Raw genomic sequence first — 12,598 nt, 5'->3', positions numbered from 1 at the left:
GCAATCGCGGCTCTTTTTTTTACCCTTATTTCAGGGCCTGAATGAATTGCGGATCGCTGTACAGATCCTTCAGCAAATCTTTCAGCATCGGGTTGTAGGCGTTGGCGGCGTTGGGAATGGCGATGAAACCGAAGAAGCTGCTGTTCCACTCGTGGCTGACATCCTTGGTCGTGTCGTACACCACGTCGTTGCCGTTGAGCAGCGTGAAGCGTGCGGCGATTTTGCCGTCACCGGTGCCCATGCCGGCATTCAACTGGTTTTTCACCACCAGCACTTGCAGGTGGCGGGCGGCGTTCGGGTCAAGCAGGCCGGCCTTGCGCAGTTCCTCGGTGATTGCGTCCTGAATGTGCGCCGGGATGCTGCCGGTTGGCGAGCTGATCGGGTTGGCCCGGACCATCAGCGAGCCTTCGCCGGAAGCGGCCGTCACTTGTGGATTGCTGATCGCGTGCAGCGGTGGCGTCTGCTTGAGCTTCTGAACGTTGTCGTAACTTGGCTCGTAGCGGGTCATGGTCACGCCACAACCTTGAAGCAGCAGGGCCAGCAGCGGGACGAACAGCAGAGATTTTTTCACGGCATTTCCTTGCGCGTAGAATAGGGGGGCGAATTATGGGCAGAGTGCCATCATCGAGCAAGGATGTTCGCCCGCCTCATTCGGCCCGGCGCAACAAACCCTCGATCTGCGCCAATTCCCAGGTGCTCAGCAGGCTGACCGGATCGGTGCCGAAACGTTGTCGGCTGTCGAGCGCCCATTCGCGGCCGTCCGGGCAGCAGCAATGGCCGCAGTGATGCAGATGCTTGCCGTCAAATTCGAGTTGCAGGCGCCAGCCTTCGATGTCGACCGATACCTGGCCCGTTCCCGTACCGATCACCTGCAACGGGCGAACGCCCAGCGCCGCGTCGCGCAAGTGCTGACAGACTTCGCGGCTGGTCAATTCGGTCGACATGCGGATTTCCCTCGATAAAAGCAGCGCGCAAGCATAGTGCGCGAGTCATTGGCTGTCAGCGATGACTGGCCCGATCCCGGACATTTCCGTAACATCCGCAACCCTTCTTTTCCCGCGAATATCAGCGGCCGTGCCCGTCGGCCGCTCTGTCAGGTATGCCATGAAACCGATTCGTCTGCGCGCCGATGTCCTGGCCGGACTCACCACCTCGTTTGCCCTGTTGCCCGAATGCATTGCGTTTGCGCTGGTGGCGCATCTCAATCCGCTGATGGGCCTGTATGGCGCGTTCATCATCTGTACGCTGACGGCGCTGTTCGGCGGCCGGCCGGGGATGATTTCCGGGGCGGCCGGTTCGATGGCGGTGGTGATCGTGGCGCTGGTGGTGCAACACGGCGTGCAGTACCTGTTGGCGACGGTGTTGCTCGGCGGGTTGATCATGGTGGCCTTCGGTGTGTTGCGCCTGGGCAAACTGGTGCGGATGGTGCCGCATCCGGTGATGCTCGGCTTCGTCAACGGTCTGGCGATCATCATTGCGCTGGCGCAACTGGAGCATTTCAAGAGCGGCGAACACTGGCTCAGCGGCACGCCGTTGTACCTGATGACCGGGCTGGTGCTGTTGACCATGGCCATCGTCTACATCCTGCCGCGCCTGACCCGCGCGGTGCCGCCGGCACTGGTGGCGATCCTCGGCGTGGGCCTGCTGGTCTATCTGCTCGGTCTGCCGACCCGCACCCTCGGCGACATGGCGCACATTGCCGGCGGTCTGCCGACCTTCGCCCTGCCGGACATCCCGTGGAATCTGCAAACCCTGGGCATCATCGCCCCGTACGCGATTCTGATGGCGCTGGTCGGGCTGCTGGAAACCCTGCTGACCCTCAACCTTACCGATGAAATCACCGAAACGCGCGGCTACCCGGATCGCGAGTGCGTGGCACTGGGGGCGGCGAACATGGTTTCGGGTGTGTTCGGTGGCATGGGCGGCTGCGCGATGATCGGGCAGACCGTGATCAACCTCAGCTCCGGCGGGCGCGGGCGTTTGTCCGGCGTGGTGGCCGGGATGCTGATTCTGCTGTTCATTCTGTTTCTGTCGCCGCTGATCGAGCGCATTCCTCTGGCGGCGCTGGTGGGGGTGATGTTCGTGGTGTCGCAGCAGACGTTCGCCTGGGCGTCGTTGCGGGTGCTGAACAAAGTGCCGTTCAACGATGTGCTGGTCATCATCGCGGTGACCACCATCACCGTGTTCACCGACCTGGCGACGGCGGTGCTGTGCGGGATCGTCATCGCGGCGCTGAACTTCGCCTGGCAGCAGGCCCGTGAGTTGTACGCCGATGAGCATCAGGAAGCGGACGGCAGCAAACTCTATCGCCTGCACGGTACGCTGTTTTTCGCCTCGACCACGCCGTTCCTGAACCAGTTCGACCCGGCCAACGATCCGCAGCGGGTCACCCTCGATTGCCGGCATCTGATCTTTGTCGACTATTCGGCCATCGCCGCACTGAAAACCCTGCGTGAACGCTATGCCAAGGCGGGCAAGCATCTGCAGGTGTTTCATCTGTCCGAGCGCTGCAAGAAACTGCTCAAACGCGCGGGCGTCGATCACGACTGAAGGCGTCTTCCTTCAACAACGTGGGAGCGGGGTGCCCGCTCCCACGATTGTTTGTGGTGTCTGTTCAGATGGCCGGGAAGTCGATGTCGGTCAGAGCGACGTTGTTCAGGTAGTTGGTCAGGGTCTGCACGGCGACGAGGGCGATGACTTCGATGATTTTCTTGTCATCGATGCCGGCGGCGCGGGCAATGGCGATCTGCTCGTCGCTCAGGTGACCACGGGTTTCGGTCAGTTCCCGGGCGAGGGCGGCGAACGCGTTGAGGCGGCCGTGGCGGGCCTCGCCAATTTCCAGCGCCGAGAGTCCGGCCTTGCTGGCGAACAGCGAGTGCGCCGTCAGGCAATAGTCGCAACCGTTGACCTGCGAGGTGGCGAGGTACACCGCTTCTTTTTCCTTGGCGCTCAGCGAGGTCTTGCCGAGTATGGCCGAGGCTTGCAGGTAGGTATCCAGCGCGACCGGAGCCTTGGCCAGGGTGGTGAACAGATTGGGCAGGAAGCCGATTTTCTTCTGCACGCCTTCAAGCGATGGGCGGGTGGCGTCGGTGGTGGTATCGAGGCTGAGGGGGGCGATGCGGCTCATGGTGATTCTCCGAAAGTCCGTCGCGAAGTGCGCCGGGGATGGAGTTCATGCTAATCAGCGCGGCTGGTGCTTTGGGTGCAAATCGTCGAGGATATGCAACAGATCGTCCAAATCTGTCACCGAGAACATCCCCCATGGATCGCCTTTCTACTTTGCTCAGCCATTTCGGCGTCAATGCCGGCACGTTCCATAGCGGCACTTTCTGCGGCATCAGCGCCTACGGTGGCGAGCAGGCGGAAGGTCATGTGCATCTGTTGCAGGCCGGTCAATTGCGGCTCAAACCGGGGAATGAGCCTGAAGTCATCCTCAGCGAACCAACGCTGATTTTCTTCCCCCGACCGTTTGCCCATCGTCTGTTTGCTGACGAAACCATGGACACGCAACTGGTGTGCGCCTCGCTGACCTTCGACGGCGGCGCGGGGAATGCCTTGGCGGCGGCGCTGCCGGACTACCTGATACTGAAACTCGGCGAGCTGCCGGAGATGGCCAACACTCTGGAATGGTTGTTCAAGGAAGCGTTCGACGGCCACTGCGGGCGCGTGGCGGTGATGGATCGTCTGTTCGAATTGTTGGTGATTCTGCTGCTGCGTCACCTCATCGGCAGTCGCGACCAGCAACCGGGGATGATGGCGGGGCTGGCGGACCCACGATTGTCCCGCGCCCTGAACCTGATGCACGAACAACCGGCCAAAGCCTGGAGCGTCGCCGAGCTGGCGGCTGCCGCGAGCATGTCCCGGGCCGCTTTCGCCGAACACTTCCGGCAGGTGGTGGGGCAGACGCCAGCGGATTATCTGGTGAACTGGCGGGTCAGCCTCGCGCAGAAACGCCTGCGCGAGGGTCGGCCGATTGCCTTGATCGCCGAGGAGGTCGGCTATGAAAGTCCTTCGGCGCTGGCCCGGGCGTTTCGGCGCAAGACCGGGCTCAGTCCGAGGGAGTGGAAGGCGGGCGCCCGTTGAAGATTACCGGGCAAATTTCTTCGCCCCGGCCACGCACAGAATCACCCCCAGCGTCACGGCGAGCATGCCGATACTGACCTTTTCATGCAGCAGCGTCGCCGCCAGCGCCAGGCCGAAAAACGGCTGCAACAACTGCAACTGCCCGACCGCCGCAATCCCGCCCTGGGCCAGGCCGCGATACCAGAACACAAACCCGATCAGCATGCTGAACAGCGACACGTATGCCAGGCACGTCCAGGCCGAAACACTGATGCCGTGCAGCGAGGCGGGCATCCGCCAGACGCTCAGCAACGCCATTACCGGCAGCGACAGCACCAGCGCCCAGCAGATCACCTGCCAGCCACCGAGGGCTCGCGACAGCTTTGCGCCTTCGGCGTAACCGAGCCCGCAGGCGAGGATGGCCGCCAGCATCAGCAGATCGCCGATGGGCGAAGCACTCAGGCCCTGGGAAATAGCGAAACCGACCACCAGCGCACTGCCCAGCACCGAGAAGATCCAGAACACCGGACGCGGCCGTTCGCCACCGCGCAATACACCGAAAATCGCCGTAGCCAGCGGCAACAATCCTACAAAGACAATCGAATGGGCCGACGTCACGTACTGCAGCGCCAGCGCGGTAAGCAAGGGAAAACCCAGTACCACGCCCAGCGCCACGATCAACAACGAAAACCACTGGTCCCGCGCCGGACGCCGCTCGCGAAACAGCCACAACAGGCATAGCGCCAACACTCCGGCAATGGTCGCGCGGACGACGGTGAGGAACAGCGGATCGAACTCCAGCACCGCGAGGCGCGTGGCCGGCAACGAGCCGCTGAAGATCACGACGCCGATGAAACCGTTGATCCAGCCACTGGTTTTTTCCAGGGCCGGGCTGGGCAGATGAGAAGTGCGTTCCATACGAGTTGCGCTCTGAAGTGGGGTTGCGTCGGATAAATCCTATGGCTGAGAATCAGCACAATCAAAGAATTGTCATGGATACATCCCGACATGCCACGTTCCCGCTACAAGACCCTCGTTGACCGCTACGCGGCGGACATCCGATCCGGTCGACTGCTGCCCGGTACACGCCTGCCGACCCATCGGCAACTGGCCGCCAGCGAAGGGCTGGCGCTGGTCACGGCATCGCGGGTGTATGCCGAACTGGAGGCTATGGGTCTGGTCAGCGGCGAAACCGGGCGTGGCACCTATGTGCGTGAAATTGCCTTGCCGCCGGGGCACAGCATCGATCAGAAAGATGTCGCGGTCGGCATGGTCGACCTCAATTTCAACTACCCGTCATTGCCCGGTCAGGCTGAGCTGCTGCGCACCGCGCTGCGGCAATTGGCGCTGTCGGGCGACCTCGAAGCACTGCTGCGTTATCAGCCCCACGCCGGGCGTCAGCACGAGCGGGCCTCGGTTGCGCGATATCTGCAAACTCGCGGTGTGAATGTCGAGGCCGAGCAGGTGCTGATCGTCAATGGTGCGCAACAAGGGCTGGCGGTGGCGCTGATGGCATTACTCAAACCCGGCGATGTGATTGCCGCCGATGCATTGACCTACTCAGGCTTCAAGGTGTTGGCCGAAGCGCTGCATCTGGAGGTGGTGGCGATTCCCGTGACCGCGCAGGGACCGGATCTGTCGGCACTGGAAAAACTCTGTCGCAGCCGTTCGGTGCGCGCCGTCTACAGCATGCCGACCCTGCACAATCCTCTTGGCTGGGTGATGCCGCTTGAGGCGCGGGAGCAACTGGTGGCGATTGCCCGGACGCATGATCTGACGCTCATTGAAGACGCGGCCTACGCCTTTCTGGTCGATAACCCACCGCCACCTTTGGCTGAACTGGCGCCGGAGCGAACGATTCATGTCTCGGGTCTTTCAAAAAACATCGCCACCGGCCTGCGCGTCGGTTTCATTGCAGCGCCCGTGCCCATGGTTCCGGCGCTGGAGCGCATCATCCGCGCGACAACCTGGAACACCCCAGGCGTGATGACGGCCATCGCCTGCGGCTGGCTCGACGATGGCACCGTCACGTTGCTCGAAGCGCAAAAGCGCCGTGATGCCCAGGCGCGTCAGGCGCTGGCGGCCGAGATCCTCAAGGATTTGCCTTGCATCGGCCATCCATCCTCCTATTTCCTCTGGCTGCCACTGCCGGAAGATGCCCGCGCCGATCAAGTGGTGGTCGAGTTGATGCAGCAGCAGATCGCGGTGTCGATTGCCGAGCCGTTCGTGGTTTCGGCCCATGTACCCCATGCGATCCGGCTGGCGCTGGGTTCGGTGAGCATGGAGGTGTTGCGTCAGGCGCTGATCAAGGTTCGGCAGGTGGTCGGTGCCTTCCTGTAACTGCGCTGCTGTGCCGCAAAATTGCTACCCTGTGGCCCGCCGAATTTCTGCTCCGGAACCCTGATGAAAAACATCACCGCACTGACCTTGTTGATCCTCAACGCCAGCCTGCTCAGCATGCCCGCCCTTGCAGCCGGCGACGCCGAGGTGGGCGGCAAAATCTTCCCGCGCCTATGCGGTGGCTGCCATCAGGTGGGTGAGTCCGCCCGTCCCGGCTTCGGCCCTCAACTCAACGGTATTTTCGGCCGGCCCGCCGGCACCTCGGCGAATTACGTGTATTCCGATGCGATGAAAAACTCGGGCGTGACCTGGAATCGCGAAACCCTGACGGCGTACCTGAAAGACCCGAAAGGCGTAGTGCCGGGGACGCGGATGATCTTCTGGGGATTGAGTGACGAGGAAAAGATCGACGACCTGTTGGCCTATCTGCAGACGTTCCCGGCGCCGTGATCGCATCAACAGGGCGCTCAAGGATCGGCCGTCGCGGGCGATAAGTCCCCTGTCATTTCCTCGAAAACCTTCTCGCCATGAAAAAGCTATTCGCTGTTATCTGTGGGCTCCTGCTGCTGTCGGGCTGCGTGACCAAGAATCTGAGCACGGAAGATCGCCAGCAGATCAAGACGCTGAAGATCCTGCCGGTGTTTGTCGCCGTCGATAACTTCAAGTACACGAGCATGACCCAGGCCTGGAGCGCCGGGCTTGGCGCCGGTGCGGGTGCGGCCAGCGGCATGGCTGCCGGGGCGTCGACAGCCGGGACCAATGCGCTGGCGGGCGCAGGCTCCGTGGCCGGGACGAAGGCGGGGGATGTGGTGACCGGGGATATTTCCCGAGCGATCCGCAATAACATGCAGGCCCATGACATTGACCTGAGCAAATTGATCCGGCAGAGCTTTGCTGACCGGGTCAGGCAGGAGCGTCTGTTCACCATCGTCGGTGAAGGCGAGCAGGCCGATGCCGAGGTGGAAATCATGGTGTCGCAGTGGGGGCTGTGCCTGAAGAACTTCAGCACCGTGCTGTATCCGGTGATCGGCGCCAACGCTTCGATCAAGCGTCAGGGTTCGTCGGTGTGGCGCAATTTCGAGACGATTTCCGTGTTCAACGATGCCAACACCATTGCCTATTTGCCCGAGCAGTACGCCACGGATGGGGAGGCGCTACGCAAGGCGTTCACTCACGTCACGGATCTGCTCGTCAACAAGCTGGTGGATGACTTGAAACAGCCGTGACGGATTGAATCACGCCACCTGGTTCCGGCCCGCTGCCTTCGCCTGATAGAGCTGTTGGTCGGCGCGTTTGATCAGGGGGGTGTGATGATTGTCCGCCGGATCGGCCAGGCCCACGCCGATGCTCACCGTGACATCGCCCACCGCCGGGAAGAGCGCGTCGGCCACCGCCGTGCGGATCTTTTCGGCGACCACTTCGGGCGTATCGGGTTTGGCGATTTCCGGCAGCAGCACGGCGAACTCTTCACCGCCATAACGCGCGACGAAGTCGGTGGCGCGGGTGCTGAGCTGAATCAGCTGCGCCAGTTGCCGCAGCACGTCATCGCCGACGGCGTGGCCGTGGGTATCGTTGATGCGCTTGAAGTGATCGGCGTCGATCAGCAGCAGGGCGAACGGTCGGCCGGTGCGGCGGAACAGCAGGCTGTACTCCGTGAGCTTTTCGTCGAAGCGGCGGCGGTTGTAGACGCCGGTCAGGGCGTCGTGGGTCGCCAGGTTCATCAGTTCGGCGTTGGCCTGGGTGAGGGCGGCGGTGCGCTGGGCGACGGTGGCTTCGAGTGAGGCATTGGCGTCCTGCAATTCGCGCTCCTTGGCCAGCAGCGATTGGGTCATGGCGTCGATGGACTGGCCGAGCTGGGCGATTTCCTGCACCGGATGTTGCAGCGCGAAGTGCGCGCCGGGCTGGTTGTTCTGCACCTGTTTGGCCGAATGCGCCAGTTGTTCGATCGGACGGCTCAGGTACAGCGCGAGGTAATACGCCACCAGCGCAAAGACCACGGCGGCAAACACGCCCAACAGCAGCAATTTGTAGAGCAGCAGGCGTGCCGGTTGCAGCGCGGTGTCCAGCGGCTGGCGCACGGCGATCGACCACGACAGCGCCGTGCTTGAGGGCGTTGGCACCGTCACTACGCTAGTCAGGTAACCGTTGCCGGCGGTCCAGCCCGGCGACGCCGGATCATTGGCGGCCAGTTGCTGGCCGACCAGCGCTTCCGGATACAGCACCTTGCCGTCGTGATCGATGATCAAGGCTTCGATATCCGGCGCCACACCCTTGTGCGACATGGCCGCCGATTCGACGATGCGTGTCACCCAGTTCCAGTGCGCATGGGCGCCGAGCACGCCGATCACCTGACCTTCGGCATTACGGATCGGCGCGGCGAAATCGATGAAACGCAGCGGCTCGCCGTTGGGCAACCCCGGGAGCAACTTCGCCAGCAGCACCGCTTCGTGCGGATCGCCGGTGTACTCACCGCGCAGGCCGGCCTGGAACCAGGGCCGTGCCTGAACCGACTGGCCGACCAGCAAGCCGTTGACCGCCTGATGCACCTGGCCCGAGGCATCCGTCACGCCCATCCACGCATACTCGGTGCGGGCCTGGGTGCGCAACTGCATCGACCGCAGAATCAACGGATTGTCCAGGTCGCCACGTTCCAGATGCGGCGCGCGGCTGAGCAGGTAGACCTCCAGTTGCCGCTCGCGCAATTGTTCGCCCAACAACACTGCTGCCGACCGCGCGGTGCTCAACAGGGCATTGCCGCTGGCCTGTTTCATTTGTTCGGTGGCGATGTGGCCGACGTAAAAGCCCACGCTCAACAGCGTCAGCAGGGACAAACCGGCGAACCACAGGGTCAGGTGACTGCGCAGACTGGCTTTGAGCATGGGCGATGTCTGTCTTTATTGGAGTGGCGTCATGGTATGCGACATCGCCGAGTGGCGAACAGAGAACGGGTTCATGAAACTTGTCGAGAGATGATACTAATGAGCCATCATTTTGCGTAAAGTGTGCACCGCCCGAGAGATGGATCCCGGGCGTTTACCCATGGAGTCTTGCAGTGAAATACCTCAGCAAAGTAGTCGCCGCCGCACTGTTCGGTGTGGTTCTGGCAGGTTGCACCGGCACCCCGATGAACACCAAACAATATGACAGCAGCCAATACACCGTGGTTGGCCACAGCGAAGCCAGCGCTACCGGTCTGCTGCTGTTCGGCGTTATCCCGATCCGCCAGAACAACCGTTTCGTCCGCGCTCAGGACGCTGCGATCAAGGCCAAGGGCGGCGACGCGATGATCAACACCCAGGTTCAGGAAAACTGGTTCTGGGCATGGGTCCTGACCGGTTACACCACCAAGATCTCCGGTGACGTGGTCAAGCTGAAAACCGTGCAGTAACTGGCGGCTGGATGCAAAAAAGCCCGGCTGATCAGGCCGGGCTTTTTATGGGTGTTGCAGTGCAGCGGTTGATTCAGGCGACGCGGCGTTCCAGCAGACGATCAGAACCACCTTCGGCTACACGGCGTTCCAGCAGACGATCCGCACCACCTTCGGCGACGCGACGTTCCAGCAGACGATCAGAACCACCTTCGGCTACACGGCGTTCCAGCAGACGATCAGAACCGCCTTCGGCTACACGGCGTTCTTGCAGACGATCCGAACCACCTTCGGCTACACGGCGTTCCAGCAGACGATCCGAACCACCTTCGGCTACACGGCGTTCCAGCAGACGATCCGCACCACCTTCGGCAACGCGGCGTTCCAGCAGACGATCCGAGCCACCTTCGGCTACGCGGCGTTCTTGCAGACGATCCGAACCACCTTCAGCCACGCGGCTTTCAATCAACCGGTCAGAACCGCCTTCGGCGATCATCGTGTGAGCGGGAGTAGCGGCAAAAGCGTTAACTGCAAAAACCGAGAAAGCGATGCTGAGGAGGGTTTGGCGTTTCATGATCGTGTGCTCCGGGGTGTTTTTGGTTGGTATGGAGCAGATGTTACGCCCGGGATTTTTTATGAGAACTTCATTGACGTGATGGTGACTATCGACGTCAGCGATGTATACCGTCACCCCGATTCACGGGGCCGTCGCACGAATGCACAACTCCCCGGTGGCGCGGGTCAGGGCCAGTTCATGCAGCGCATCATGGGCCAGGCCATTGCGCGCCCTGGCCAGCCAGGCGGGGCAATTCGGATCGTGGCGATAGGGCGTGAAGTCGGCGTATTGCTGCAACAGACGGGTTTGCAGTTCATCCAGTCGTGGGCGAATCTGCTTGCCCAGATCCGGACGCGGCGTGTCCGGCGCCGCGCCTGCCGCTTGCCACTGCGCCAGCAAACCGTACTGCACCAGTTTGTTGGCCTCCATCTGCGCCGCGATCAACTGGGCGACATCCTCCGCATCGAGCTTTCGCCCGGCGGCGAGCGTCCGGGCATTGGCGATCACCTGAGCCTCACGCGGACTGTCCTGGATCGGCTTGCCGCTGTCCCATTTGGTCAGGGCCACGAGGTCGCCGATGTTCAGGCGTTCGTTCAGGGTAACCAGCAAGGGTTGCAGGGCGTCCGGCGCCGGGGCGGCTGCCTGGGCGGCACTGGCAAACAGGGCGAAGAGGGTGCAGGTGAGCAGGCGTGGAGAGAGGTGCATGAACAAGAGCCTTGATGGATATCCTGAGAGTGGCTTGTTTATCACAGCGGCGAGCGGACACCTATCGCGTCATTGATAAAAGATTCAACGCCCCGGCTGGAAATAAATACTCATACCTGAGATGTTCATTTGCACCTCGGATCCAACTCACCGAAGCTATCCTCCATCAGTCCCCCCAGTCGTCGAGACGGACCGCCAGTCAATGCAAAACCCCGCGCAATCCCCGCTCTGGAAAACCTACTTCCTGTTCCTGGCCCCGATGGTCCTGTCGAACTTCCTGCAGTCGATGTCAGGCACGGTCAACAGTATCTACATTGGCCAGATGCTCGGCACCCAGGCGCTGGCGGCGGTGTCGGGGATGTTTCCGATCATCTTTTTCTTCATCGCCCTGGTCATCGGTCTTGGCGCCGGTGCCGGGGTGTTGATCGGGCAGGCGTGGGGTGCGCGCGAGGGGCATATGGTGAAGGCCATTGCCGGGGCGACGTTGTTGCTGGGGGTGTTGATCGGCCTGGTGGCAGCGGTGTTGGGCAGCGTGTTCGCGCGGCAGGCGTTGCAAGGACTGGGGACGCCCGCAGATGTGCTGGACGATGCGGTGGCGTATGCCCACGTGATGATGTGGACGTTGCCGTTTGTGCTGGTGTACGTGCTGTTCACGCAACTGCTGCGCGGGGTCAGCGATACGTTTTCGCCGATGCTGGCGCTGTTGCTCTCGACCGTGGTCGGGCTGGCGCTGACGCCGGCGTTCATTCGCGGCTGGCTCGGGCTGCCGCAACTGGGCATTCAGAGCGCCGCTTTTGCCGGGCTGTTCGGGACGCTGGCGGCGATGGCGTGGCTGGCCTGGAGTCTGATTCGCAAGAACCATCCGCTGGCGCCGGATCGCGAGTTCTTTGCAGCGCTGCGCCTGGACCGCGAGATCCTCGGCAAAGTGCTGCGCATCGGCCTGCCCACCGGGGTGCAGATGATTGTCCTGTCGCTGTCGGAGCTGGTGATTCTGGCGCTGGTCAACCAGCACGGCTCACAGGCGACGGCGGCTTACGGTGCGGTGACGCAGATCGTCAACTACGTGCAGTTTCCGGCGCTGTCGATTGCGATCACCGCGTCGATCCTCGGCGCCCAGGCGATTGGCGCCGGACGGCTGGAGCGGATGGGGCCGATCCTGCGCACCGGGCTGTGGATCAACGTCTGCCTGACCGGTGGCTTGATCGTGCTCGGTTATCTGTTGTCGCATTGGCTGCTGGGGCTGTTCCTGACCGAAGACTCGACCCGGGCGATGGCCGAACACTTGCTGCACATCATGCTGTGGAGCCTGTTGATATTCGGTTTCCAGGCGATCATCGGCGGCATCATGCGCGCCAGCGGCACGGTACTGGTGCCGGTGGGGATCGCGATCGTCTGCGTGCTCGGCGTGCAGTTGCCGGCGGCGTACTGGCTGGATGGCCAATTCGGTTTGCAAGGCGTGTGGATGGCATTCCCGGTGGCCTACCTCGGCATGCTGGTGTTGCAGACGCTGTATTACCGGATGGTTTGGCAGCATCAGAAGATCGAGCGGCTGGTTTGATTGTCTGGAC

Annotated in this window: 14 protein-coding genes; 7 read left to right on the top strand and 7 right to left on the bottom strand. The window is 62.2% G+C overall.

Features of this window, described 5'->3' with window-relative positions; genetic code table 11:
- Positions 1–25 precede the first annotated feature (25 nt).
- A complete protein-coding gene (locus tag N8H74_RS22605; RefSeq protein ID WP_262150438.1) occupies positions 26–571 on the bottom strand; it encodes a hypothetical protein in 546 nt (181 codons plus the stop codon).
- Between the two features lie 76 nt (positions 572–647).
- On the bottom strand, positions 648–944 hold the full coding sequence (locus tag N8H74_RS22600) for a hypothetical protein (protein WP_262150436.1): 297 nt from the start codon (positions 942–944) through the stop codon (positions 648–650).
- A 160-nt stretch (positions 945–1,104) separates the two neighbouring features.
- On the opposite strand from N8H74_RS22600, the gene N8H74_RS22595 reads away from it, so the two are divergent.
- Positions 1,105–2,550, top strand: coding sequence for a SulP family inorganic anion transporter (locus tag N8H74_RS22595; protein WP_217830416.1), 1,446 nt, complete (start codon positions 1,105–1,107; stop codon positions 2,548–2,550).
- Positions 2,551–2,614: 64 nt separating this feature from the next.
- Here N8H74_RS22595 and N8H74_RS22590 read toward each other — a convergent pair whose 3' ends face one another.
- The gene (locus N8H74_RS22590; RefSeq protein ID WP_262150434.1) at positions 2,615–3,127 is read right to left on the bottom strand and encodes a carboxymuconolactone decarboxylase family protein; all 513 of its coding nucleotides are present in this window, start codon (positions 3,125–3,127) and stop codon (positions 2,615–2,617) included.
- A gap of 134 nt (positions 3,128–3,261) precedes the next feature.
- Between N8H74_RS22590 and N8H74_RS22585 the strand changes: the two genes are divergently transcribed.
- On the top strand, positions 3,262–4,083 hold the full coding sequence (locus N8H74_RS22585) for an AraC family transcriptional regulator (protein WP_262150432.1): 822 nt from the start codon (positions 3,262–3,264) through the stop codon (positions 4,081–4,083).
- Between the two features lie 3 nt (positions 4,084–4,086).
- Here the strand turns inward: N8H74_RS22585 and N8H74_RS22580 are convergent, their stop codons facing one another.
- On the bottom strand, positions 4,087–4,980 hold the full coding sequence (locus tag N8H74_RS22580) for a DMT family transporter (RefSeq protein WP_262150430.1): 894 nt from the start codon (positions 4,978–4,980) through the stop codon (positions 4,087–4,089).
- 90 nt (positions 4,981–5,070) lie between these two features.
- Between N8H74_RS22580 and N8H74_RS22575 the strand changes: the two genes are divergently transcribed.
- The 3 genes from N8H74_RS22575 to N8H74_RS22565 all read left to right on the top strand — a co-directional run bounded on the left by N8H74_RS22575 (position 5,071) and on the right by N8H74_RS22565 (position 7,628).
- Positions 5,071–6,402, top strand: coding sequence for a PLP-dependent aminotransferase family protein (locus tag N8H74_RS22575; RefSeq protein WP_262150428.1), 1,332 nt, complete (start codon positions 5,071–5,073; stop codon positions 6,400–6,402).
- A gap of 63 nt (positions 6,403–6,465) precedes the next feature.
- The gene (locus tag N8H74_RS22570) at positions 6,466–6,852 is read left to right on the top strand and encodes a cytochrome c family protein (RefSeq protein WP_262150426.1); all 387 of its coding nucleotides are present in this window, start codon (positions 6,466–6,468) and stop codon (positions 6,850–6,852) included.
- Between the two features lie 77 nt (positions 6,853–6,929).
- Positions 6,930–7,628, top strand: a complete 699-nt coding sequence (locus tag N8H74_RS22565; protein ID WP_262150424.1) for a hypothetical protein — start codon at positions 6,930–6,932, stop codon at positions 7,626–7,628.
- A gap of 9 nt (positions 7,629–7,637) precedes the next feature.
- Here the strand turns inward: N8H74_RS22565 and N8H74_RS22560 are convergent, their stop codons facing one another.
- On the bottom strand, positions 7,638–9,281 hold the full coding sequence (locus N8H74_RS22560; protein WP_262150422.1) for a diguanylate cyclase: 1,644 nt from the start codon (positions 9,279–9,281) through the stop codon (positions 7,638–7,640).
- A 173-nt stretch (positions 9,282–9,454) separates the two neighbouring features.
- Between N8H74_RS22560 and N8H74_RS22555 the strand changes: the two genes are divergently transcribed.
- Positions 9,455–9,790 (top strand): hypothetical protein, encoded by a 336-nt coding sequence (locus tag N8H74_RS22555; RefSeq protein WP_262150421.1) that lies wholly within the window; start codon positions 9,455–9,457, stop codon positions 9,788–9,790.
- Positions 9,791–9,863: 73 nt separating this feature from the next.
- On the opposite strand, the gene N8H74_RS22550 is transcribed toward N8H74_RS22555, so the two are convergent.
- On the bottom strand, positions 9,864–10,343 hold the full coding sequence (locus N8H74_RS22550) for a phage infection protein (RefSeq protein WP_262150420.1): 480 nt from the start codon (positions 10,341–10,343) through the stop codon (positions 9,864–9,866).
- Between the two features lie 123 nt (positions 10,344–10,466).
- A complete protein-coding gene (locus N8H74_RS22545) occupies positions 10,467–11,030 on the bottom strand; it encodes a chorismate mutase (RefSeq protein ID WP_262150418.1) in 564 nt (187 codons plus the stop codon).
- Between the two features lie 202 nt (positions 11,031–11,232).
- On the opposite strand from N8H74_RS22545, the gene N8H74_RS22540 reads away from it, so the two are divergent.
- A complete protein-coding gene (locus tag N8H74_RS22540) occupies positions 11,233–12,588 on the top strand; it encodes an MATE family efflux transporter (RefSeq protein WP_262150416.1) in 1,356 nt (451 codons plus the stop codon).
- Positions 12,589–12,598 lie beyond the last annotated feature (10 nt).

Origin of the sequence: Pseudomonas sp. B2M1-30, assembly GCF_025447575.1 — a bacterium.
In the GTDB taxonomy this organism is placed as follows: domain Bacteria; phylum Pseudomonadota; class Gammaproteobacteria; order Pseudomonadales; family Pseudomonadaceae; genus Aquipseudomonas; species Aquipseudomonas botevensis.
Note: the sequence above shows the minus strand (reverse complement) of the source record. Positions and strands in the feature narration are given on the sequence as shown.

Coding starts and splice junctions, on each gene's coding strand:
- N8H74_RS22560 (WP_262150422.1), bottom strand. CDS start 9,281: ATGCTCAAAGCCAGTCTGCGCAGTCACCTGACCCTGTGGTTCGCCGGT.
- N8H74_RS22545 (WP_262150418.1), bottom strand. CDS start 11,030: ATGCACCTCTCTCCACGCCTGCTCACCTGCACCCTCTTCGCCCTGTTT.
- N8H74_RS22575 (WP_262150428.1), top strand. CDS start 5,071: ATGCCACGTTCCCGCTACAAGACCCTCGTTGACCGCTACGCGGCGGAC.
- N8H74_RS22585 (WP_262150432.1), top strand. CDS start 3,262: ATGGATCGCCTTTCTACTTTGCTCAGCCATTTCGGCGTCAATGCCGGC.
- N8H74_RS22595 (WP_217830416.1), top strand. CDS start 1,105: ATGAAACCGATTCGTCTGCGCGCCGATGTCCTGGCCGGACTCACCACC.
- N8H74_RS22600 (WP_262150436.1), bottom strand. CDS start 944: ATGTCGACCGAATTGACCAGCCGCGAAGTCTGTCAGCACTTGCGCGAC.
- N8H74_RS22565 (WP_262150424.1), top strand. CDS start 6,930: ATGAAAAAGCTATTCGCTGTTATCTGTGGGCTCCTGCTGCTGTCGGGC.
- N8H74_RS22570 (WP_262150426.1), top strand. CDS start 6,466: ATGAAAAACATCACCGCACTGACCTTGTTGATCCTCAACGCCAGCCTG.
- N8H74_RS22580 (WP_262150430.1), bottom strand. CDS start 4,980: ATGGAACGCACTTCTCATCTGCCCAGCCCGGCCCTGGAAAAAACCAGT.
- N8H74_RS22540 (WP_262150416.1), top strand. CDS start 11,233: ATGCAAAACCCCGCGCAATCCCCGCTCTGGAAAACCTACTTCCTGTTC.
- N8H74_RS22590 (WP_262150434.1), bottom strand. CDS start 3,127: ATGAGCCGCATCGCCCCCCTCAGCCTCGATACCACCACCGACGCCACC.
- N8H74_RS22550 (WP_262150420.1), bottom strand. CDS start 10,343: ATGAAACGCCAAACCCTCCTCAGCATCGCTTTCTCGGTTTTTGCAGTT.